At 76.3% G+C, this 22,177-nt stretch carries 19 protein-coding genes; 7 read left to right on the top strand and 12 right to left on the bottom strand.

The genetic code is table 11. The annotated features are described in order from the left end of the window. Positions 1 to 39: 39 nt before the first annotated feature. The 3 genes from WCD41_RS27055 to WCD41_RS27045 form a co-directional block, all read right to left on the bottom strand. Positions 40 to 477, bottom strand: coding sequence for an SRPBCC family protein (locus WCD41_RS27055; protein ID WP_337718347.1), 438 nt, complete (start codon positions 475 to 477; stop codon positions 40 to 42). A gap of 128 nt (positions 478 to 605) precedes the next feature. Then, positions 606 to 1,892, bottom strand: a complete 1,287-nt coding sequence (locus WCD41_RS27050; RefSeq protein WP_337718376.1) for a cytochrome P450 — start codon at positions 1,890 to 1,892, stop codon at positions 606 to 608. 69 nt (positions 1,893 to 1,961) lie between these two features. Then, the gene (locus tag WCD41_RS27045; RefSeq protein ID WP_337718346.1) at positions 1,962 to 2,786 is read right to left on the bottom strand and encodes a hypothetical protein; all 825 of its coding nucleotides are present in this window, start codon (positions 2,784 to 2,786) and stop codon (positions 1,962 to 1,964) included. A gap of 42 nt (positions 2,787 to 2,828) precedes the next feature. On the opposite strand from WCD41_RS27045, the gene WCD41_RS27040 reads away from it, so the two are divergent. From WCD41_RS27040 to WCD41_RS27030, 3 genes are all read left to right on the top strand, one after another. Continuing rightward, entirely contained in the window at positions 2,829 to 3,803 is a 975-nt protein-coding gene (locus WCD41_RS27040; protein WP_337718345.1) for a D-2-hydroxyacid dehydrogenase family protein, read from the top strand. Positions 3,804 to 3,919: 116 nt separating this feature from the next. Next, positions 3,920 to 4,636 (top strand): hemerythrin domain-containing protein, encoded by a 717-nt coding sequence (locus WCD41_RS27035; RefSeq protein WP_337718344.1) that lies wholly within the window; start codon positions 3,920 to 3,922, stop codon positions 4,634 to 4,636. A 67-nt stretch (positions 4,637 to 4,703) separates the two neighbouring features. Further along, positions 4,704 to 5,390: a hemerythrin domain-containing protein gene (locus tag WCD41_RS27030; RefSeq protein WP_337718343.1), complete on the top strand. Its 687-nt coding sequence runs from the start codon at positions 4,704 to 4,706 to the stop codon at positions 5,388 to 5,390. Here WCD41_RS27030 and thiD (WCD41_RS27025) read toward each other — a convergent pair. The 5 genes from thiD (WCD41_RS27025) to WCD41_RS27005 form a co-directional block, all read right to left on the bottom strand. Continuing rightward, on the bottom strand, positions 5,387 to 6,214 hold the full coding sequence (gene thiD / locus WCD41_RS27025; RefSeq protein ID WP_337718342.1) for a bifunctional hydroxymethylpyrimidine kinase/phosphomethylpyrimidine kinase: 828 nt from the start codon (positions 6,212 to 6,214) through the stop codon (positions 5,387 to 5,389). The two genes, WCD41_RS27030 and thiD (WCD41_RS27025), sit on opposite strands and share 4 nt — an antisense overlap. A 63-nt stretch (positions 6,215 to 6,277) precedes the next feature. Further along, a complete protein-coding gene (thiD, locus tag WCD41_RS27020) occupies positions 6,278 to 7,111 on the bottom strand; it encodes a bifunctional hydroxymethylpyrimidine kinase/phosphomethylpyrimidine kinase (protein ID WP_337718341.1) in 834 nt (277 codons plus the stop codon). 109 nt (positions 7,112 to 7,220) lie between these two features. Further along, a complete protein-coding gene (locus tag WCD41_RS27015) occupies positions 7,221 to 10,427 on the bottom strand; it encodes an ATP-binding protein (RefSeq protein WP_337718340.1) in 3,207 nt (1,068 codons plus the stop codon). Positions 10,428 to 10,518: 91 nt separating this feature from the next. After that, positions 10,519 to 11,439 carry a S1C family serine protease gene (locus WCD41_RS27010; RefSeq protein WP_337718339.1) on the bottom strand — a complete coding sequence of 307 codons (921 nt, stop codon included), beginning with the start codon at positions 11,437 to 11,439 and terminating at the stop codon, positions 10,519 to 10,521. A 143-nt stretch (positions 11,440 to 11,582) separates the two neighbouring features. After that, on the bottom strand, positions 11,583 to 12,170 hold the full coding sequence (locus WCD41_RS27005) for a peptide deformylase (RefSeq protein WP_337718338.1): 588 nt from the start codon (positions 12,168 to 12,170) through the stop codon (positions 11,583 to 11,585). Positions 12,171 to 12,317: 147 nt separating this feature from the next. Between WCD41_RS27005 and napA the strand changes: the two genes are divergently transcribed. The 3 genes from napA to WCD41_RS26990 all read left to right on the top strand — a co-directional run bounded on the left by napA (position 12,318) and on the right by WCD41_RS26990 (position 14,743). Continuing rightward, a complete protein-coding gene (gene napA, locus WCD41_RS27000; RefSeq protein WP_116707140.1) occupies positions 12,318 to 12,617 on the top strand; it encodes a nucleoid-associated protein NapA in 300 nt (99 codons plus the stop codon). 78 nt (positions 12,618 to 12,695) lie between these two features. After that, positions 12,696 to 13,469 (top strand): LytR C-terminal domain-containing protein, encoded by a 774-nt coding sequence (locus WCD41_RS26995; protein ID WP_337718337.1) that lies wholly within the window; start codon positions 12,696 to 12,698, stop codon positions 13,467 to 13,469. Positions 13,470 to 13,600: 131 nt separating this feature from the next. Next, positions 13,601 to 14,743 (top strand): TIR domain-containing protein, encoded by a 1,143-nt coding sequence (locus tag WCD41_RS26990; RefSeq protein ID WP_337718336.1) that lies wholly within the window; start codon positions 13,601 to 13,603, stop codon positions 14,741 to 14,743. On the opposite strand, the gene WCD41_RS26985 is transcribed toward WCD41_RS26990, so the two are convergent. The 4 genes from WCD41_RS26985 to moeA all read right to left on the bottom strand — a co-directional run bounded on the left by WCD41_RS26985 (position 14,740) and on the right by moeA (position 20,461). Beyond that, a complete protein-coding gene (locus WCD41_RS26985) occupies positions 14,740 to 17,064 on the bottom strand; it encodes an AAA family ATPase (RefSeq protein ID WP_337718335.1) in 2,325 nt (774 codons plus the stop codon). The genes WCD41_RS26990 and WCD41_RS26985 overlap by 4 nt on opposite strands. After that, positions 17,061 to 18,134 (bottom strand): CDP-diacylglycerol--serine O-phosphatidyltransferase, encoded by a 1,074-nt coding sequence (pssA, locus tag WCD41_RS26980; RefSeq protein ID WP_337718334.1) that lies wholly within the window; start codon positions 18,132 to 18,134, stop codon positions 17,061 to 17,063. Before pssA ends, WCD41_RS26985 begins: the two co-directional genes overlap by 4 nt. After that, positions 18,131 to 18,898: a phosphatidylserine decarboxylase gene (locus tag WCD41_RS26975; protein ID WP_337718375.1), complete on the bottom strand. Its 768-nt coding sequence runs from the start codon at positions 18,896 to 18,898 to the stop codon at positions 18,131 to 18,133. Before WCD41_RS26975 ends, pssA begins: the two co-directional genes overlap by 4 nt. Before the next feature lie 348 nt (positions 18,899 to 19,246). Then, a complete protein-coding gene (gene moeA / locus WCD41_RS26970) occupies positions 19,247 to 20,461 on the bottom strand; it encodes a molybdopterin molybdotransferase MoeA (RefSeq protein ID WP_337718374.1) in 1,215 nt (404 codons plus the stop codon). A 154-nt stretch (positions 20,462 to 20,615) separates the two neighbouring features. On the opposite strand from moeA, the gene WCD41_RS26965 reads away from it, so the two are divergent. Continuing rightward, positions 20,616 to 22,157: a serine/threonine-protein kinase gene (locus WCD41_RS26965; RefSeq protein ID WP_337718333.1), complete on the top strand. Its 1,542-nt coding sequence runs from the start codon at positions 20,616 to 20,618 to the stop codon at positions 22,155 to 22,157. The last annotated feature ends 20 nt before the right edge of the window (positions 22,158 to 22,177 follow it).

Genomic DNA, 22,177 nt, shown 5'->3' with positions numbered 1-22,177 from the left:
CCTGACGTTCAACGTCAGGAAATCCGCCCGCTCGATGCGTCAGCGCCCTTCGGCCAGCGCCTTGAGCCGCGGCAGCGTCTTCTCGATGCCCCGCGCGTTGGCGGCCGGGAAGCCGCTGCGGTCGAGGAGGAAGGGGACGAGCGCGGTCGACCAGTCGAACGTCTCCGTGACCGTGGTGCCGCCGTTCGCGGTCGGCTCGAGCTCGTAGCGCCAGCGGTGGCGGTTGAAGTGCCGCCAGGCGATGCGCTTGTCCTCCTCGAACTCGACGACGGTGTTGGAGATCCGGTAGGGCAGCTTGATCCGCATGCCGACGCCGAACGTCGAGCCCAGGGAGAGCCGCGACGGGCCGGAGATCGACGACTCGACCGTGCCCGAGCCGTCGAAGTCGGGGTGGCGGCGCGGGTCGGCGAGGAGCGCGAACACGGCCGTCGGCGGCGCGTCGATCTCGATGGAGCGGGACACCTGGCGTTCCGTCACACCGGCGCTCCTACCCACGGCCGGTGGACCGAACTCATGATCGTGGCGGATTTCCTGACCCTATCGGCGTGCTGTCCCGAATCGTCAGCAGGTGGCCGCCAGGCTGACACACCCCGTGGCTCCCGGGGTCAGCCCAGGACGACCGGGAGCGCGTCGACGCCGTACACGATCGACGTCCGGCGGAAGGGCTGGTCGTCCAGGGTCCCGGCGTCCGGGGCCAGCGACAGGTGCGGGAAGCGGCGCAGCAGGGCCGGGTAGGCCGTGCGCAGCTCCATGCGGGCGAGCTCGGCCCCGATGCACCGGTGGATGCCGTGCCCGAAGGCCAGGTGCGGCGTCGGCGGGCGGCGGGGGTCGAAGCGCTCGGGGTCGCTGACCAGGCGCGGGTCGCGGTCGGCGGCCGACAGGGACACGAGCAGCCCGTCGCCCTTGCTGATCGCGACGCCGCCGAGGGTCATGTCCTCGGTCGCGAAGCGCGGGAACGCAATCTGCACGACCGACAGGTAGCGCAGCAGCTCCTCGACGAACCCGTGCACGGCGCCCGGCTCGTCGCGCACGAGGGCGAAGCTGTCGGGGTCGCGCAGCAGCACCATCGCGCCGAGGGCGAGCATCGACGCCGAGGTCTCCAGGCCGCCGGTGAGCAGGCCGTCGGCGAGCTCGGCGAGCTCGTCGGTGTCGAGCTCGTCGCCGTGGTCGCGGATCAGCTGGCCGAGCAGGCCCTCGCCGGGCTCGACGCGCTGGCGCTCGACGACGCCGCGCAGGTACTGCAGCGACCCCGAGATGTTGTCGAACACCGCGCCGGCCCCGCCGAACAGGTCGAACCGGGCGGTGGAGAGCGCCTGGAACTCGTCGCGCTCGTCGTAGGGGATGCCGAGCAGCTCGCAGATCGTCAACGAGGGGATGGGCGTCGCGAAGTCGCGGACGAGGTCGACCGGCTCGCCCGCCGCGGCCAGCTCGGCCATGGCGTCGAGGCGGCCGTCGACGATCTCGGTGATCCGCGGGCCGAGACGGGCCAGCCGCCGTGACGTGAACTCCGGGGTCAGCAGGCGCCGCAGCCGGGTGTGCTCCGGGGGGTCGGTGAAGCCCAGCCCGCCGGGGTTCTGCCCCTCCTTGACGCCGGCCTGCCCGACGAGGTGCCCGAAGTCGTTCGACAGCCCGCGGGTGCGCCCGAGCACGGCGCGCGCCTCCTCGTGGCCGGTGACCAGCCAGGCCGTCACCCCGAAGGGCAGCGGGAAGTGCCGCACGGGGTTGTCCTCGCGCGCCTCCCGCAGCCCCGGCACCGGGTCGAGGCCGTCGCGCCGCAACGGCATCAGAGCGTGGTCGGGCAGCAACGTGACCGGGTCCAGGCCCCGCCGGCTGCGCCACGCGAGGTACCGGCGCGCCGCCCAGCCCACGACCCGTGACCGCCACGCGGCCAGTCGTGAACGGTCCACCACCGTGTCCACTCTGCCCTCCCCGCGCACGACGACGCCGCTCGGGGGCCGAGGCTAGGACGTTCGAGTGCCCGATGGACCCGGTGGTGGGGGTGTGTCACCCCACCGTTCGTCGGGGTCGACCCCGGGGACGGGTCCTGGGGGTGCCTCGGCGGCGCCGTCCCATTCGTCCGGTTGAGCCCCGGACGGTACGCCTCCGACCGGTGCGCGGACGAGGGTCGGGGCCCGCAGCCCGAGCCGTGCGAGCTCCAGTTCCGCCAGCCGGGAGAGCACGTGGGGGTCGCCGCGACGCCAGCCCGCCGCCGCGTCGGGCACGCGCGCGAGCCGGCGCGGCGAGGCCTGGACCAGGGCGCGCAGGGCGAGGAGGTCGGCGTCCCCCACCCGGCCGCGCAGCCCGTCGCGCAGGGCCAGCACCGCCCGCGCGGCGATCATCCAGCGCAGGCGCAGCCAGAGCCACACGGCGACGACGGGGACGATCGCCAGGAGCGCCGCGGTCCACGACAGCCCGGAGGCCAGGGCCTCGATCGCGGCGATCTCCTGGTCGCCGGCGGCGACGATGCTCTGCCCGGCGTCGGTGCCGCCCGACAGGGCGCGCGCGAGGTCGTCCCCGACGAAGGGGACGCCGGACGCGGTGTCGGCGGCGCCGGCGAACGTGTCGCGCACCCGGGTGCCGGCTGCGCCGAGCTGTCGGCCCGGCTCCTGCAGCGTCAGCACCGCGTCGTGGAGCAGCAACGCCAGCGACACGACGACCGCCACCCACACGAGCACCGCGACGTCCGCGAGGAACTGGCGGGTGCGCCGCCGGGGGCGCTCGGCGTAGACGGGCCAGCCGGCCCGGGTCGGGCGCAGGACGGGCGCCGGGTCGGCGTCAGCGGACACGGCGGGTGTGTGCCCCCCGGTCGGTGAGGGCACACCCGGCCCGTGCCGAAGCCCCGACGGATCGCCGTGCTCGACGACTACCAGCAGGTCGCGGCCACCTACGCCGACTGGGGGTCCCTCGACGCCGAGGTCACCTTCTTCGCCGAGCACCTCGGGGGTCCCGACGACGTCGTCGCCGCGCTCGCCCCGTTCGACGTCGTCGTGGCCATGCGCGAGCGCACCGCCTTCCCGGCCGAGGTCCTCGCCCGCCTGCCGGAGCTGGCCCTGCTGGTGACGACGGGCCCGGCGAACGTCGCGATCGACGTGGCGGCCGCCCGGGAGCGCGGGGTCACGGTGTCCGGCACCGGCGGGGTCAGCCCGTCCACCCCCACCGTCGAGATGACCTGGGGGCTCATCCACGCGCTGGCCCGCCACATCCCGGCCGAGGACCGCGCGGTGCGCGAGGGCCGCTGGCAGCACACGGTCGGCCGCGACCTGGCCGGCCGGCGACTCGGCGTCGTCGGGCTCGGCGGGCTCGGTGCACCGGTCGCCACGGTCGGGCTCGCGCTCGGCATGGACGTCGTCGCCTGGTCGGAGCACCTGGACCCCGACGAGGCGCGCGCGCACGGCGTCACGCCCGTCACCCAGGACGAGCTGCTCGCGACCTCGGACGTCGTGACGATCCACCTCAAGCTCTCCGAGCGGACCACCGGCCTGATCGGGCGTGACGAGCTGGCGCGGATGAAGCCGACCGCCCTGCTGGTCAACACCTCCCGCGGCCCGATCGTGGACGAGGACGCCCTCGTCGAGGCGCTGCACGCGGGGACGATCGGCGGCGCGGGGCTGGACGTCTTCGGGACCGAGCCGCTGTCGGTGGACTCGCCCCTGCGCACCGCCCCGCACACGGTGCTCACCCCCCACCTCGGCTACGTCACCGAGGGCACGTACGAGGTCTTCTACCGCGACGCCGTCGAGGACATCCGGGCCTGGGCCGACGGGGCGCCGGTGCGCGAGCTCGGCCCCGACGACGGAGGGTGAGGATTGCTCACCCTCTCGGGTGAGCGAACGACAAGTCGACGGCAAGTCGACGACAAGCGGTGAGTGTCACCGTTCCGGGCATCCGACGAGCAGCACGTGATCCTCAGGAGCCCGGCGTGACCACCGCCCCGACCGCCCCGACCGCGCCCGCCACCGATTCCGTCTCCCCGGGCGACCTCGCCCCGCTGCGCGCCGCGGACCGCGCGACGCTCGCCGACGTGCGCCGCCTGGCCCGCCTCGCCGACGGGATCGCGGGGGGCACGGTGCCCCTCGGCGAGCGGCGCGCGTGGGCCCTCGGTGACTGGGTCGAGCGCGTCAGCGAGGAGATCCGTCACCGGCACGAGGCCGAGGAGGCCCTGCTCTGGCCGGTGCTGGAGCGCCACGCCGGGCGCACCCTCGACCTGTCCGGGCTGCGCGACGACCACGTCGCCCTGCGCGGCCTGCTCGGCGAGGTGCGCCGGGGCACGCGCGGTGCCGTCGACGCGGTGCAGCTGCGCCCGATCGCGGTCGCCAGCGCCGAGGACTTCGCGCGCCTCCGTCGCCTCGCCCGCCTCCTGGGCGAGCTGGCCGACCTGCTCGACGAGCACCGGCGCGACGCCGAGCGCGAGCTGGACGAGGTGCTGGCGCGCGTGCCCCGCGAGGACTGGCGGCGCGCCACCCGCCTCCTGCACGCGGGCGCCCCGGACCCGGCGTTCACCGCCGCCCGGGCCCGCGCGGCCGCCGGCCCCGACGAGGTCGCCGCCGTCGAGGGCGCCCTCGGCGGGCGGGGCCTCACGGGCGCGCTGGCGCGCCGCGGCCTTCGCCGCCGCGAGCGGTCGGTCTTCGGCAGCTGACCCGCACGTCGTCCCGCACGTCCCCGTCCCGACCCCCGACCCCCGACCCCACGAACGGAGCACCCCCATGACCACCGCGACGCCCACCCTCCGCAACGACCTCCTCGGCATCACCCTCGGCCACCGCGCGATGTGCGCCGACAGCCGCCGGCTCGCGGCCCTCGCCGCGCGCATCGTCACCGGCGCCGAACGCGTCGACCGGGCCCGCGGAGCAGCGCTCGCGCGATGGATCGGGCGCCTGGCCGCCGAGATCCATCACCATCACGAGGCCGAGGACGACGTGCTGTGGCCCGTGCTCGAACGCCGGGCGGGCGACCGGGTGGATCTCGCCGCCCTCACCGACGACCACGCCGCCCTCGACCCGCTGCTGGTCGAGGTGCGCCGCGCCGCGGACGACGTCGCGCAGGTCCCCGCCGACGCCCTGCCCGGTCACCCCGCCGCCCGGGCGCTGGCCCAGCACCTGGGCGCCCTCGCCGACCTGCTCGCCGAGCACATCGCCGAGGAGGAGCGCGAGGTCTTCCCGATCATCCTCGCCCACGTCCCGCAGGACGACTGGCACGCCGTCGAGGCCGCCGTCCGTGACCGCGGGGGCGACATGCCGTTCGTGCTGCCGCGCGTCGCCGCGGCCGCGGACCCCGAGCAGCTGGCGCACCTGCGCCGCGCCGCCGGGCCGGTGCTCATGGTGCTGCTGCCCGTCACCCGCTGGCGCCTGCGCCGCGCCGAGAAGCTGGTGTTCGGGGAGGCGACCCTCTAGCGGTGGGCGTCCACGGCCCACAGCGGTGAGACCGGGCCGACGCCGGCGCCGAGGGGGTAGGACTCGGCGACGGCGCGCCGGATGAAGCGCTCGGCGGACGCGACGGCGTCGGGCATCGAGGCGCCCCGGGCCAGCGCGGCGCAGGTCGCGCTGGCCAGGGCGTCGCCCGCGCCGTGGACGTGCGGGGTGTCGATGCGGGGGCCGGAGAACTCCCAGGTCTGCTCGCCGTCGAAGAGCAGGTCGATCACCTCCGGCGACCCGCGCAGGTGCCCGCCCTTGACCAGCACGTACCGCGGCCCCATGGCGTGCAGGGCCGCCGCGGCCTCGCGGGCGGTGGCGGCGTCGGTGACGGTGACGCCGGCGAGCAGGCGGACCTCGTCGAGGTTCGGCGTCGCGAGCGCCGCGCGGGGGAACAGCCGCGTGCGGATGGCCTCCATCGCGTCCTCGGCGAGCAGGGGCTCGCCGGCCATGGACGCCGCGACGGGGTCGACGACGAACGGGGTCACGTCCTCGTCGCGCCCGATCCCGACCTCGTCGACGACGTCGGCGACCGCGTCGATGATCGGTCGCGACGCGAGCATCCCCGTCTTCGCGGCCCCGACGCCGATGTCGGTGACGACGGCCCGCACCTGCGCGGCGACCGTCTCCGGCGGGACGAGGTGGACCCCGGAGACGCCGAGCGAGTTCTGCACCGTGACCGCGGTGACGGCGACGCACCCGTGCACGCCGCAGGCGGTCATCGCCCGCAGGTCGGCCTCCAGCCCGGCGGCGCCGCCCGAGTCGGAACCGGCGATCGTCAGCGCGCGCGGCGGGGTCTCGGCCATGGGCGTCATCATCGCGTCAGCCCCTATGTGAGCGAACTTCGGTGCTATAGCACCGAAGTTCGCTCACATGGGTTCCCACGGCGCCACCGACCACAGCGACGACACGGGGCCGTGGCCGGCGCCGAGCGGGTAGGCGTGGTCGACCGCGCGCGTGATGTAGGCCTTGCCGAGCGCGACGGCGTCCACCAGCGCCATCCCGCGGGCCAGCCCCGCGGTGATCGACGACGCCAGCGAGTCGCCGCCGCCGTGCGTGTGCTCCGTGGACCGCCGCGGCGACGTGAGGCGGTGCTCGGTCCCGTCGGCGGTGACGAGCAGGTCCACGACGTCCGGTGACCCCGTCAGGTGCCCGCCCTTGACCAGCGCGGCGCCCGCCCCGAGGTCGAGCAGCGCGCGGGCCGCCTGCCGCGCGGTGTCGTCGTCGACGACGTCGACCCCGACGAGCAGCCGCACCTCGTCGAGGTTGGGCGTGACGAGGGTGGCCCGCGGGATCAGCAGCGTGCGCACCGCGTCCAGGGCGTCGGGCGCCAGCAGCGGGTGCCCGTGCATCGACGCCGCGACGGGGTCGACGACGAACGGCACGCGCGTCCCGAGCCCGACCTCGTCGCCGGCCTCCACGACCGCGGCGATGATCTCGGTCGAGGCGAGCATCCCCGTCTTGGCCGCGTCCACGCCCATGTCGCCCGCGACGGTGCGGATCTGGTCGGCGACGACCTCGGGCGGGATCGGGTGGTACCCGGAGACGCCGACGGAGTTCTGCACGGTGACCGCGGCGACCGCCACCGCGCCGTGCACACCGCAGGCGGTGAAGGCCCGGACGTCGGCAGTGAGCCCGGCGCCGCCGCCGGAATCGGTGCCCGCGATGGCCAGGGCGACGGGCGGCGAGTCCGGCGAGTCCACGAGGGGTCCTCCCACGCCGGCATGACCCGGCTGGTCCAGCGGTCGGCAGCGCCACTGCCCTCTCAGCCCGTCGGTCCGGGCTCCCGCGCGATCGAGATCGGCGCGGAACCTAACCGCGCGCCCGCTCGGACAGCAACTCGCGCTCCGCGTCGACCTGCTCACGCCACGGCCCCTCGTCACCGACGACGGCGACGGCGCGCGCCAGGTGCGCCGCGACGGCGTCGTCGCCGTGCCCCAGGACCCGGGCGAGCCGCGCCAGCACCAGGTCGATGGGGGCGAACGCGAGGATCCCGGTGACCGAGAGACCCCACCGGCCGGCGAACGGCGCGAGCGCGGCGAACGCCTCCGCGGCCCGCTCGCGGTCGCCCATCCGCGCGGCCACGAGACCCTGCACGGTGAGCAGGCCGCCCCAGCTCCAGTCGCGCGGCACCGGCAGCCGCTGCGACCACAGCGCCCGCGCCTCCTCCTCGCGCCCGGCGTCGAGCAGCGCGAGGGCGAGCAGGTCGTGGACGTAGCGGGGGAACGCGGCGTCGATCTCGCGCAGGTGCGTCACGCAGGCGCCGACGTCCCCGCGGGCGAGCGAGAGCGTGAACCGGGCGACCTCGACGAGCACCGTCGCGTGCGGCACCCCGGCGACGGCGAGGCGGCGTCCCTCCTCGTCGTAGGTGCGCTCGGCGAGCTCGTCACGGCCGGCGGTCAGCGCCACCATCGCGTCGTGCAGCCCGACGAAGGCGAGCGTCATCTCGAGCTGCCCGTCGGTGGCGGCGGCGAGCGCGGCGTCGGCGTGCCGGCGGGCGGCGGTCAGGTCGTCGCGGACCACCGCCGCGCAGAACAGCACGTGGTGGGCCTCGGCGCGGTGGTCGGTGTGCCCGCCGGCGGTCGCGGCGTCGAGCATCTCGCGGCCGAGCGGCTCGATGCGGTCCCAGTGCTCCGGCTGGGAGTTGACGAGGAAGACCGTGTTCAGCGCGGTGCACAGCAGCCGGGTGTGGCCCGACGCCCGGGCCCGCGTCAGGGCCTCCTCGGCGAGCGCGGCCGCCCGCACCGGCTCGAGGAACTCGACCTCGCGGGAGGACGCGAGCAGCAGGCGGGTGCGCAGGTCGTCGTCGGGAGCCCATCCGTCCGCACGGTCGAGGTCCAGCAGCTCGGCCAGCAGCGGCGCCATCCGCCCGCCGGTGCCGCGCACGGGCCAGGGCATCGGCGCGTCGAGGCTGGTCAGCGCCCGGGCGACGAGCTCCGGGTCGCCGGTGGCGCGGGCCGCGTCGACGGCGAGGTCGCGCTCGGCGTGGGCGTGCTCCCCGGCGCCGGACGCGGCCAGCGCGGTGACGAGCGCGCACCGCAGGCCCACGACCGCCGGCGTCGCGGGCCCGGGGACGGCGAGCGCGCCCCGGCACAGCGTGACCGCCGCCCGGAAGGCCCCGCGCGCCATCGCGGCGTCGGTGGCCGCGCCGACGTGGGCGAGCACCCGCTCGGGGGCGACGCGGTCGCCGGCGGCGAGGGCGTGGTGGGCGAGCGCGGCCGGGGTCGCGGGTCCGGCGATCCCCGCCTCCAGGACGTCGAGGATGCGCGCGTGGCGACGGGCCCGGCGCAGGCGCGGCACCTCGTCGGCGACGACCTCGCGCCACAGGTCGTGGGCGAAGCGCACCGCCCGCGCCCCGTCGTCCTCGCCGAGCACGCCCGCGGCGACGGCCGCCTCGAGCCCGTCGAGGACCTCCTCCTCGACCTCGGCGACGGTCCGGCCGGCCACGGCGGCCTCCACGGCGAGCACGAGGTCGACGTCGGCGGACCGGCCGAGCAGCGCCACGTGGGCCAGCACCGCGCGCGAGCGGCCGGGCAGGTCGCGCAGGCGCCGGCGCAGGACGTCGCGCACCCCGGCGGGCACCGCGCGGCCCTCGCCCGGCGCCGTCGCCGCCAGCCGGGCCACCTCGCGGACGAAGAGCGGGTTGCCGCCGGTGCGGTCGGCCACGGCGGACGCGGTGGCGGCGTCGGCCCGCAGCCCGTGCCGGGCGAGCAGGGCGCCGACGGCGTCGGGGGCGAGCCCCGCGAGGTCCAGACGGTCGGTGACGACCGACGCCAGCGCCGCCCACGTGGCGTCCAGGGCGGCGGTGTCCTCCTCGGTGCGGTGGGTGCCGACGACGAGCAGCCCCGACCCCGCCTCGGTCGCGACCATGCGCAGCAGGCGCAGGGTCTCGTCGTCGGCGCGGTGCAGGTCGTCGAGGGTGACCAGGACCGGGGTGCGGCTCCCGAGGGCGTCGAGCACGGCGCGACCGCGGACGAACGGGGTGGCGGTGTCGTCGGTGTCACCGACACCCAGGTCCCGCAGCACCTCCGTCCACGGCCAGGCCGACGGGGCGCCGTCGACCTCGGGACAGCGTCCGCGGGCGACGGCCCAGCCCGCCCGGGCGCGGCGGGTGGCGACGGCGTCGACGAGGGTCGTCTTGCCCGAGCCCGCCTCGCCGGCGACGAGCACCAGCTCCACCGCGCCGGCCGCGACGCGCGCCGCCGCGGCGTCGCAGCGGGCGAGCTCGTCGTCGCGGCCGAGGGGCTCGGGCACGACCTCGCGGGACGGCGCCGGGGCCGCGAGCACCGTCGTCTCCAGCCGCGCGAGGGCCGGGCCGGGGTCGAGGCCGAGCTCCTCGCGCAGGTGGTCACGGGTGCGGCGCAGGAGCTCGAGGGCCTCGGGGGAGCGCCCGCCCCGGTGCAGCGCGGTCGCGAGCAGCCGGACGCCCTCCTCGCGCAGGGGGTGGGCGTGGACGTGGCCGTCGAGCAGCGGGACGACGTCGGCGTGCCGGCCCAGGGCGAGCTCCGCGGCGGCGAGGCGTTCGCGGGCGGAGAGGACCAGCTCGTCGAGCCGGGCTGCCTCGGCGTGCGCCCAGGGCTCGTCGGCGAACTCGGCGTAGGCCGGGCCGCGCGGGACGTCGAGGGCCTCCCGCAGCAGGTCGGCGGCCCGGGCCGGTCCCTCGCCGCGGGCGCGGTCGACGAGGGCGGCCAGGCGCCGCGCGTCGACGAGATCGGGCTGCGCCAGGCGTAGCGCGTAACCGGGCGCGGCGGTGACCAGCACCTGCGACGGGGCGCGTGGGGCACGCCGGGGTTCCAGGACGCGGCGCAGGTGCGAGATGTGCACCTGCAGCGACGCCTGGGCGTTCGGGCCCGGTCGGCCGCCCGCGAGGTCGTCGACGAGCCGGTCGGCGGGGACGACCTCCCCGCCCGCCACGGCCAGCCGGGCGAGCACCGCGCGCCGGGCCGGCCCGCCCAGCTCCACCGGCGTGCCGTCGACGGCGGCGTGCAGCGGGCCCAGGACCCCGATCTCGACGGTCATCCCGCATCCGCAGGCTCGCGTACCCCCATCGGCCGAGGGTAGGTCGTTCCTCCGGCGGTCGGCAGCGTCACCCGGCCCGGTGAGCGAGGTCTCAGTGGTCCGTCAGCTCGGACGGCACGGCGAGGACGTCGACCATGGCGTCGCCGCGCAGCACCGTCACCGGCATCGTCCGCCCGATCGACGTCGCGAACAGCCGGCGCTGCAGCCCCTGGGCGTCGCTGACCGGCTCGCGGTCGGCCGAGACCACGAGGTCCCCGGCGTGCAGGCCGGCCCGCGCGGCCGGGCTGCCGGGCACGACCTCGGCCACCCGCAGCCCCTGCGCGCGGCCGAGCCTCGTCGCCACGGCGGCCGGCAGCGGGGCCGGCGCCCCGACGAGCCCGAGGTAGCCGCGCCGCACGCGCCCGTCGGCGCGCAGCGAGTCGAGGATGCGCCGCGTCGTCGCCGTGATCGGCACGGCCAGGCCGAGCCCGACGCCCGCGACGGCGGTGTTGATCCCGACCACGCGTCCCGACGCGTCCGCGAGCGCCCCGCCGGAGTTGCCGGGGTTGAGCGCGGCGTCGGTCTGGATGACGTCCTCGACGACCCGGCTCGCCCGCCCGCTGCGCACCGGCAGCGCCCGCCCGAGGCCGCTCACCACGCCCGCGGTGACCGAACCGGCGAGCCCCAGCGGGTTGCCGACCGCCACCACGAGCTGTCCGACGACCAGCCCGGCCGCGTCGCCCAGCTCGATCGCCGGCGGGGTGGGGTCGCGGGTCGTGAGGACGGCGAGGTCGGAGAGCGGGTCGGTGCCGCGGACGGTGACCCGGCCCTCCGTGCCGTCGGCGTACGCCACCGTGCCGTCGCGGTGCCCGCCGACGACGTGGGCGTTGGTCACCAGGACGCCGCCGCCGGCACCACCCTCGACGACCACCGCCGACCCGCTGCCCCGGCCGGCCTGCACCGCCGCGACCGAGGGCCCCACCGCGGCCGCGACGGTGCTCACGGTGCGGGAGTAGGCGTCGAGCTCGTCCATACCTCTCGTGCTTACACCGTTGCAGGCGTCCGGGTCGGCGTGTCCGCTGTCGGCGGACGTGGCAGCGGTCGTTGCAGCGAACGTGCTGTTCGCTGCTTCTAGGCGCGCGAAGTCCGCGTTGATCGAGGGCGGCTCGGGCCGTCTCAGTGCCCGAAGGGGTCCGGGTCGACGCCCGGCATCCACGAGTGCCCCGGCACGCCCCAGCCGTGGTCGCGCACGGCGCGCGTGGCGGCGCGGCGGTGCCTACCGACGAGGCGGTCGAGGTAGAGGTAGCCGTCGAGGTGGTCGGTCTCGTGCTGCAGGCAGCGGGCGAGGTAGCCGGTCCCGGTGACGACGACCTCCGTGCCCTCGACGTCGACGCCGCGCACCTCGGCCCACTCGGCGCGCCCCGTCGGGAAGGCCTCGCCCGGCACCGAGAGGCAGCCCTCCTCGTCGTCGTCGGGGTCGGGCATCGTCCCGGGCGGCGGGTCGGCGGACAGGACGGGGTTCACGACGACGCCCCGCCGGCGCTCGCCGTCCTGCTCGGGGTCCGGGCAGTCGAAGACGAAGACGCGGCGGTCGTCGCCGATCTGGTTGGCGGCGAGGCCGACGCCGTTGGCGGCGTCCATCGTCTCGTAGAGGTCGTCGACGAGGGCTCGCAGCGCGTCCCCGCCGTACTCCTCGGGCCTCACGGGCCGGGTCGGCCGGTGGAGCACGGGGTCACCGACGATGACGACGGGCCGAACGGTCACGGCGGGCACCGTAGTGCCCGCCGCTCGCCGCCTTCCCACGCGTGGAGCCCCGCGGTGTCGGGGCGCCGTGATTGAATGGAGGAGCCCGAATGACAGGCGTGTCATTCGAGCTCAGCGGGACGCCGTGGTGGGCAGGAGGCGAGAAGCGTGGCGGACGCGGTCCGGGTGCATCCCCCGCAGGACGAGCCGTCGGACGGGCTCGACCGTCGCGACCGCGAGATCCTCGCGTTCGAGCGTCAGTGGTGGAAGTACGCGGGCGCCAAGGAGCAGGCGATCCGCGAGCTCTTCGACATGTCCGCCACGCGGTACTACCAGGTGCTCAACGCACTGGTCGATCGTCCCGAGGCCCTCGCGGCCGACCCGATGCTCGTGAAACGCCTGAGGCGCCTGCGACAGAGCCGGCAGCGGGCCCGTGCGGCGCGTCGCCTCGGTGTGGAGCCCCGTTGATGGTCTCCTGACTCCCTGACGCGGCATTCCGCCGAGCGAGCAGGGAAGCGGACGACGGTCCGCTGAGGGGAGCAGGAGATGACTGGGCCCGGGTCCGCCGACGCCTCGCGCATGCGTATCGCGGGCATCGTCCTGCTCGCCATCGCCGGTGTCGCCGCCGTGGTCGGCCTGCTCGCTCTCGGGGGTGAGGGGCCCTCGAGCCCAACGGCCGCGCCCGCGAGCCCGGCGGCGCCGCTCCCCGGGGCGACCGGCAACGTCCCTCCCGGCGAGCAGCCGCCCGCCGGTCCGAACCAGGCGGGCGTACCGGGCGGGACAGGTCAGCCCGGACAGCCGGGGCAGCCCGGTCAGCCCGGCGTCGGTGGTGTCCCGGGCGTCGGCGGTGCTCCCGGTGTCGGTGGCGCGCCGGGCGTCGGTGGCGCTCCCGGTGTCGGTGGCGCTCCCGGCGGCGGCCCCGCGGTGGGCGCGCCGATCGTGCCCGGCGGCGGTGGCGCGGGTGGTGCCGGCGTCGGCGCCGGTGGCTCGGGCGGCGGCTCGGGTGGCGGTGGCGGTGGCGTGAACACCGCGACCCCGGTGCGGGTCTTCAACAACTCGACGATCCAGGGGCTCGCCGACCGCGCGGCCGCCGAGATGCGCTCCGAGGGCTGGAACGTCGTCGAGGTGGGCAACTACCCGAGCGGCGTGATCCCCCAGAGCACCGTCTACTTCGAGCCGGGCACCGGCGAGCAGGGCGCCGCCGACGCGATCGGCAACGAGTTCGGCCTGCGCGTCATGCCCCGCTTCCCGGGCATCCAGAACGCCTCGCCCGGCATCATCGTCATCGCGACGAACAACTGGGGCCAGGACGGGCGGTAGCGCTCTCCGTCGTTTGGTCAGGGGGCGAGTCACGGGACCGACTCGATATCGTCCTGGCTGTCGCCCGCGGCTGCGGGGCGCACGGGTAGTGGCGTGGGGGCGCGATGGGCGTGGAGCCGAATCCTCGTGGGGTGTTCATCTCCTACCGTCGTGCGACGTCATGGCCTCTCGCGCTCCTCATCCGGAACACACTCGAGGGTCGCGGATACGACGTCTTCGTGGACGTCGCTCATCTCGGCCGAGGTAACTTCCGAGAACGGGTACTGCGAGAGATCGACGATCGAGCGCACGTCGTCGTCGTCCTCCAACCCGCCACAGTGTTCGACGCCGCGCGTTCAGAGTCCGACTGGATGCAGCTGGAGATCGCTCACGCTTTCTCAGTCGGCCGCAACGTGGTGCCGGCGATGGAGTTAGGTTTCCGCTTCGACATCAACGGACCGCTGCCCTCGGGCATCGCCGGGTTGGCGCATATGAACGGCGTCGAGTTCCCTCCGGGTTACTTCGATGCGGCCATGGAACGCCTGGCCGATACGTTTCTCGCCCCACTGACAACCTCGGCCGTCGATGCCGATACGTCATCCTCGCCGCTCGAGGAAGACGCACCACAGGCCCGCCCGGCCGCCAGCGACCAGGACGCTCGCGGCGTATCCCGGGCGGCAGTCCCGCCTGTCGGTATCGACCTCCTGGCGCGTCTCGGGACGTCGGTCGTGGACGCGCGTCGCGGTGTCGCGCGCCTGCACCCCGAGGTCATCGGTGCTCTCGGGCTCGAGTATTGGGACGCGATCCGGGTGACAGGCGCTCGGTCGACGGTTGCGTTGGTAGGCCCGGCACCGCAACCGTCGGCACCAGGAACGGCCATCCTGGACGAGACGGCCATGGTCAACGCAGGGGTCGTCGACGGGTCGACGGTTGGGATCTCCGCTGCGCCCGTAGTTGCCGCACGCTCGGTTGAGCTCGCAGGCTCCCGCTTGGCGGTCAAGGCGCTTCCACCAGAGACTCTCCGCGCCGCTCTGATCGGCAAGGTTCTGCTGCCCGGAGATACGCTCTCGCTGCTCCCCCAGGACGTCGCACCCGTCCCGGGAGCCGATGCGGCTGGCGCGCGCCGCGAGCTTGCTGCTGCACTGGGCGGGACCTGGACCACCGAGCTCGTTACCGTGACTGCCGCTCAGGCACCTCCCGATGCCGATCCCTTTTCTGCGCTCGTCGTCGCACCGACGACCACAGTGCGCTGGCGTGACGGCGCCTCGACCTCTGGTCCCGGGCGCTATCCCTAGTTTTCGCCGGCGTAGGCCTCGAGCTCGGCGAGCTGGCGCGGGTCCAGTGAAGGCTTGACGGCCTCGCGCGCCGTAGCCAGGTCGTCCGCCGACACCTCGGTCGACTCCAGCGACGTCCGCATCGCCGTCAGCGCCGCCTCGCGGACGAGCGCGGCGCAGTCGGCGGCGGAGTAGCGGTCGAGGTCCTCGGCGAGCGCGTCGAGGTCGACGTCGTCGGCGAGCGGGGTGTCCCGGGCAGACGCGCGCAGGATGTCGGCCCGCGCAGCGGCGTCGGGCGGCGGCACATATACCCGACGCTCGAGACGACCGGGCCGGAGCAGGGCGGGGTCGATGAGCTCGGGGCGGTTGGTGGCGCCGAGCACCACCACATCGCGCAGGGGCTCGGCGCCGTCGAGCTCGGTGAGCAGGGCGGCGACGACCCGGTCGGAGACCCCGGCGTCGGTCGAGCCGCCCCGGCGCGGGGCCAGCGCGTCGATCTCGTCCAGGAAGACCAGCGCCGGTGCCGCGGCGGCAGCGCGCCGGAAGAGCGTGCGCACGGCCCGTTCGGACTCGCCGACGAACTTGTCGAGCACCTCCGCGCCCTTGACCACGAACACATTCAGCGACCCCGTGCCGGCCAGCGCCCGCACGAGGAACGTCTTCCCGCACCCGGGCGGCCCGTAGAGCAGCACGCCCCGCGGGGGTGAGACCCCGAGCCGCGCGAACGAGTCGGGATAGCGCAGCGGCCAGAGGATCGTTTCGGTCAGCGCCTGCTTGGTCTCGACCATGTCGCCGACCCGGTCGAGTGTCAGCCCGCCCGACGACAGCGTCTGCGACCCCGACGACAGCGACGCCGGGCGCACCGACGAGACCGCGCCGAGCAGGTCCTCGGTCTGCAGCGTCGGGTCCTCGTCGGCCCTCCCGACCCGCAGCGCCGCGCGCACCGCGGCCTCCCGCCGCAGCGCGACGAGGTCGCCGGCGACGAAGCCCGGGGTCCGCGCGCCGACCGAGGCCAGGTCGACGTCCTTGGCCAGCGGCACCCCGCGCAGCAGCACCCGGAGCAGCTCGGCGCGGTCGCGGTCGCTCGGGGCGGGCAGGGTCAGCTCGCGGTCGACGAGGTCGGCGCCGCGCAGGCGCGGGTCCAGCGCCTCCGCCCGCGACGAGGTGACGACCAGCGCCGTGCCCGGCGTCCCGGCGGCGCGGCGCAGGGCCTCGAGCACGAGCGTCGAGAGCGGCGGCGGGTCGGCGGCGGGCAGCAACGCCTCAGCGTCAGTCACCAGCAGCACCGTCGGGGCGCTCGCCGTCGCGTCGTCGACGGCCTCCCGCACCCGTGCCGCGGCCGCGCCGGCCTCGATCGCCGCGACGGCCGGCGCGTCGAGGCGGACGACCCGTGCCTGCTCGTCGGCGGCGACCGACCGCACGAGGGTGGTCTTGCCGGCGCCCTCGGGCCCGCTGACCAGCACCCCGAGCCGAGGCGCGGCGCCGAGGCGCTCGAGAAGCTCCGGGCGCTGGAACACGAGGTCGAACCACTCACCGAGGCGCCGGGCGGGCTCGGCCTGACCGACGAGGTCGGCGACGGCGACGGCGGGCTCGGCCGGCATCTCGGCGACCGGGGCCGGCGCGGCCGGGGCCTCGGACGCCGCAACCGAGAGCCCACCGGATGCCGCCCCGGAGCCCGACGCCGCCGTGGCTGATGACGTCTCGCGGGAGCCGGGCCGCGCCGAGGCATCCGGTGCAGCTCCTGTCCCCGTGCTCGTCCCATTCCGCCAGCGCACGATCGTCGTCGAAGTGACCATCAACGCCGAGGCGGGGTCAGCGCCGGCCGGTGGGTCGGCAGCCGTGACGGTGACGGTCTCGGTCGTCCAGGTGCCGCCCAGCGCAGCTGCGAGGCCCTGCCGCGCTCTGACCGCATCTGCCCCCGGGACGGGCGCGAGGTCCTGGGGAAGCAGCGAGAGCGTGTCGCCGGTCAGCAGGACCTTGCCGATCAGCGCGAGGCGCAGCGTCTCCGCCGGGAGCGCGCCGACGGCCAAACGCGAGCCGGAGAGCTCGACCTGGCGGGCGGCGGCGACGGATGTGGCGTTCACGCGCACCGTGGCGCCGTCGACGAGACCGGCATTGATCATCGTGGTCTCGTCGAGGATGGCGGTGGAGCTCCCCGTGAGGGCGGGCGCGGGGGCGACTAGTGCGGCGGTGGCGCGCACGCCCGTGACCCGGACCGCGTCCCACGCCTCGAGGCCGAGGGCCATGATCACCTCGGGGTGGAGGCGCACGACCCCGCGGCGCGAGTCACCCGCCGACGTACCCAACCGGGCGAAGAGGTCGAGGCCGACCGCTGCGCTCATCGGCGCTCGTCCCGGTTCCGGCGCAGCCCCAGACGTCGGGACCCCCGGGGCCGGGGCCGCCGGTCGCCCGCCGCCTCACGGTCCGCGGCGCGGGCGGGACGCTCGACGGGCCGCCCCGGCGACCGGTCCAGGGGGCCCGAGGGCGACCACGGATCGCGTTCGGGCAGGCCGACGTCGCGCCGGTCGCGGCCGATGTTGCGCGCAGCGCTCCCGGCCCGGGCCGCCGCGCCGGCGACCCGCCGGCGCAGGTTGCGCCGCGGCGGCGCGAGGCCGAGGCGGCGGTGGGCGCGGCGGACGGCGCGGCGCTGGCGCGGGGGCACGTGCCACACCTCGGGGTGGCGGCCGAGCCAGCGGTAGCGGTTGACCGCGTAGGGGATGTGCAGCAGGTAGAACGCCACGGCCACGACGTAGACGACGAACGGGAACGTCACGAGCGCGGCGGCCGCGAACGCGACGGCGACGAGCAGCGGCGCGACGAGCGACGGCGGCACCCGGACGCTCTTGAGCGAGGCGGTCGGCACCCGGCTGATCATCAGGGTCCCGACCATCACGGTCCACACGGCGATCGCGATCGGGTGCGACCACCACCCCGGCCCGATCTGGATCTCGAGGGCCATGGGGGCGAGGGCCACCAGCGCCCCGGCGGGGGAGGGCACGCCGACGAAGAACTCGCCCGCGTAGGGCGGCGCCTCCTCGTCGTCGGAGAGCGTGTTGAAGCGGGCGAGGCGCAGCGCGGCCGACACCACGAGCACCAGCGCGACCACCCAGCCGATGCGGATGTCGTGCAGCGACCAGAGGAACAGGATCAGGGCGGGCGAGACGCCGAAGGACACGCAGTCCGACAGCGAGTCGAGCTCGGCCCCCATGCGGCTGGTCGCGTCGAGCAGGCGCGCCAGGCGCCCGTCGAGCGCGTCGAAGACGGCCGCGAGCGCGATGCACGCCAGGGCGGCGACGCGGTTGTCCGCGAGCATGAACTGCACCCCGGAGAGCCCCGAGCACAGCGCGAGGACGGTGACGGCGTTCGGCAGCAGCCGGACACCGCGACGCCCCTCGACCGTCTCGGGGGTCATCGCGTGTCCGGCGCCGGCAGGTCCGCCAGCACCGTCTCCCCGCCCACGGCGCGCTGGCCGGGCTCGACGCGCACCGTGCTGCCCGGCGGCAGCAGGAGGTCGACCCGGGAGCCGAAGCGGATCAGGCCGTAGACGTCGCCGGCGCGCACCTCGTCGCCCGGCGCGGCGTCGCAGACGATCCGGCGCGCGACGAGCCCGGCGATCTGCAGGACGGCGAGGTCCTGTCCGTCGGTACTGCGCACCCACGTCGCCGTCCGGGCGTTGGTGTCGCTCGCCGCGGGGAGGTCGGCCGAGAGGTAGCTGCCCGGCTTGTGCTCGACGGCCTGGACCTGGCCGTCGACCGGGATCCGCTGGACGTGCACGTCGTACACCGAGAGGAAGACGCTGACCCGCGGGCGGGGCCCCGGCGGCAGGCCGCGGGCGACGAGGTCCTCGGGCGGCTCGGCGGTGTCGACGAGGCTCACGGTGCCGTCCGCGGGGGCCACGGCGATGCCCTCGCGCCGCGGCGTGGTGCGGTGCGGCGAGCGGAAGAACGCGGCGACCCCGGCGGTCAGCGCGAGGGCGCCGAACGTCCCGCGCCCGCGCAGGGCCCGCACGCCGAACGCCGCGGCGGCCACCGCGCCGATCACGGGGGCGCCGCCGGGGTGCAGCGGGGGGATCGTGTCGCGGACGAGCGCGAGGGCGTGACGCACGGTGCCGCCGGGACCGGCGGGTACCGCCGGACGGTCGGCGTGCTGGGCGGGGGACTGGTCGGACATGACCATCGTCGGCACGGATCCCTCTCCTCGACGGCGCGCGAGGAGAAACCTATCGGGCCGAGCGTGCGACGGGACGAGGTGGGAAGGCCCGGATGGGGCCGGGGCCGCCAACCCCCGAGTCGGCGACCCCGGCCGGGAACCGCTCGTCCGCTCCCCAGCGACAAGCGGTTGGTCCTCATCCGGATCGGCACCTGGACACACGTGCGGCGGTCCATGACACCTGTCACACATGGTGCCCGATGTCGCGCGACTGCGGAAGTCCGAGTCGCCCCAACGGTCCAACGGGACCGCTCGACGGGACGCTCGACCGGGGTACGAGGGGCTCCATCGAGCGCCCCTCGAGCCCCACCGGCATCACCCGTCCAGGAGCCAGACCTCGACGGACTCGCCGGCCTCGACCCGCGTGACCTGCGCGTCCACCACGAACAGGCAGTCGGCGTGGGCCAGTGCCGCGAGCAGGTGCGACCCGGCGGCGCCGACGGGCGCCACCGTGCCGGCGACGGCGTCGATCCGACCCCGCCGGAACTGCTGGCGGCCCGCCGGCGAGCTCAGCGCCTCGGCGAGACGGGCCCGCACGCGGGGCCGCTCGGGCTGCGGGTGCCCGAACGCGGCCCGCAGGACCGGGCGGACGAACACCTCGAACGAGACCAGCGAGCTCACCGGGTTGCCGGGCAGCGTCACCACCGCCACCTCGCCGGTGGGCCCGCGGTGGTGCCCGGCGCCCTGCGGCATGCCCGGCTGCATCGCGACCTTCGAGAACGTGACGCCGCGGCCCGTGAACGCGTCCTTGACCACCTCGTACGCCCCGGCACTGACCCCGCCGGAGGTGAGGACGAGGTCGACCGGGTCGTCGGCGCGGGCGGCGAGGGCGTCGTCGAGGGTGCGGGTGAACTGCTCGACGTCGTCGGGGACGAAGCGCAGCAGCTCGCCGCGCCCGCCCGCCTCGTCGACCGCGGCCGCGAGCATGGGGCCGTTCGACTCGTGGATCTGCCCGTGGCGCAGGGGTTCGCCCGGTGCGACCAGTTCGGAGCCCGTCGAGAGCACGAGCACCCGCGGCCGCCGGCGGACCCGCAGCGTGCCGGCCCCGATCGCCGCGGCCAGCCCGATCTGCGCCGGTCCGAGCAGGGTGCCGGCGGTCAGCACGACCTGCCCGGCGGTGACGTCCTCGCCGGCCCCGCGCACGTTCTGCCCGGCGTCCACGGCCTGCTCGACGCGCACCTGCTCGGTGCCGCCGTCGGTCCACTCCACCTGCACGACGGCGTCGGCGCCCTCGGGCAGCGCGGCGCCGGTCATGATCCGGTGGGCGGTGCCGGGCGCCAGGGGCGGGCCGTCGGTGCGCCCGGCCGGGACGTCGGCGGCGACCGGCAGGGCGACGGGCGTCGCGGCGAGGTCCGCGCTGCGCACCGCGTAGCCGTCCATGGCGGAGTTCGCGAACGGCGGCAGCGGGTGCGGCGCGACGAGGTCCTCGGCGAGGACCCGCCCGCGGGCGTCGGCCAGCGTCGCGGTCTCCGCGGCCGTCGGGCCGAGCAGGGCCGCGACGGCGGCGGCGTGCTCGGCGACCGGCCGCATCGCCGCCGGGTCGCCGTGGTCGTGCCCGTGTCCCGTCACGGCGGGCATCGTGCCGCCCGCCGTGCCGTGCCGCGCACCGGGCCCGTGGCGTGCTGCCGGCGGCCGTGTCGCGAACCGACCCGGATCGGCGGGCCCGCGGCGTTAGGGTTTCCGCGTGGCGGGCCGGAACGCGCAGGACCTGACCGGGCAGCGGCTCGGTCACTTCCGCGTGGACGGGGTCATCGGCCGCGGCGGCATGAGCGTGCTCTACCGGGCCACCGACACCCGGCTGGGGCGCCGGGTCGCGCTCAAGGTGATCGACGAGGCGCTGGCCGCGGACCGCGAGTTCCGCGAGCGCTTCGTCGACGAGGCCCGCAACACCTCGGCGGTCGACCACGCGCACGTCGTCCCGCTCTACGACTTCGACGAGACCGACGGCCACCTCTACATCGCCATGCGCCACGTCGAGGGCCCGGACCTCGCGAGCGTCATCGACAACCGGCCGCTCACCGTCGCGCGCACGCTGCGCCTGCTCGGGCAGGTCGCCGACGCGCTGGACGCCGTGCACGCCCGCGGGCTCGTCCACCTGGACGTGAAGCCCGCGAACGTGCTGGTCACGACGCGCGAGTCGGCCGGCGAGCACGTCTACCTCGCCGACTTCGGGCTCACCCGCCGCGGCGCCACCGGCCACCGCACCTCCGGCGGCGACTTCCTGGGCTCCCCGACCTACGCCGCGCCCGAGCACCTGCGCGGCGAACCCGTCGACGCCCGCACCGACGTCTACTCCCTGACCTGCGTGCTGTTCACCGCGCTGACGGGGCGCGCGCCCTACCTCGGGTCGGTCACCGAGGTGATCGACGGACACCTCGCGGGCGACGTGCCCTCGGTCGCCGACCTCGTCGGGCTCGACCCGCGGATCGACGACGTCGTGCGGCGCGGGATGGATCCGGACCGGCCCCGTCGGCACGAGACGGCGAGCGCCGTCGTCGAGGCGGCCCGGGGCGCGCTCACCGGCCCCGGGCCGGCCCCGCTCGTCGGGCCCCCGCCCGCCCGTCGCCCCCCGCCCCGGCATGCCGGCCCGCCGCCGGGGCGTCCGGTCCCGCCGGTGCCGCCGGTCCCGCCCGTTCCCACGCCGTCGACGTCCGCGGCCGCCGACAACCTGGCCGCCGACACCCCGGCCGCGCCGGACCGTGCCGGTGGACCGGCGGATCGGCCGTCGGACGCCGTCCCCGTCGAGGCGTCGCCGGACAGCGGGTCGTCGGCGGGTGCCTCGACGACCGGTGCGGCGGCGAGCAGTGCGTCGTCGAACGGCGTGCGGCCGCCGCGGGACACCACCGCCCGGCCTGCCGGGCGGACGGGCCCACCGCCCGCCCCGCCCACGCCACCCCGCGGCGGCCCGCCGAGCCCGCCCGGGCGGCCGCCGCAGGGACCGGCGTCGGGGCCGTTCCCCGCCCCCGGCGCGACGCCGTCGGGTCCCTTCCCGGCGCCCGGCCCCAGGCCCTCGGGACCGTTCGCCGCACCCGGGGCGCCCGGCGGCCCGCCCGGTCCGATCACCCGCTCGTCGGTCGCGCCGCCGATGCGTCTGCGTGACCCGATGCCCCCCGACCGTGACGGCTCGTTCGCGCGCGCCGCTGGCGGCCCGCGCCCCCTGGTGCCGATCGTCGTCGGGGCGGTCGTCGTGGTGCTCGTCGTGCTCGTGGTGCTGCTGCTCCTGTAGGGCACCGGCCCTGCTCCGGC

The sequence above is a fragment of the Actinomycetospora aeridis genome (assembly GCF_037400275.1).
GTDB classification, from domain to species: Bacteria; Actinomycetota; Actinomycetes; order Mycobacteriales; family Pseudonocardiaceae; genus Actinomycetospora; species Actinomycetospora aeridis.
Note: the sequence above shows the minus strand (reverse complement) of the source record. Positions and strands in the feature narration are given on the sequence as shown.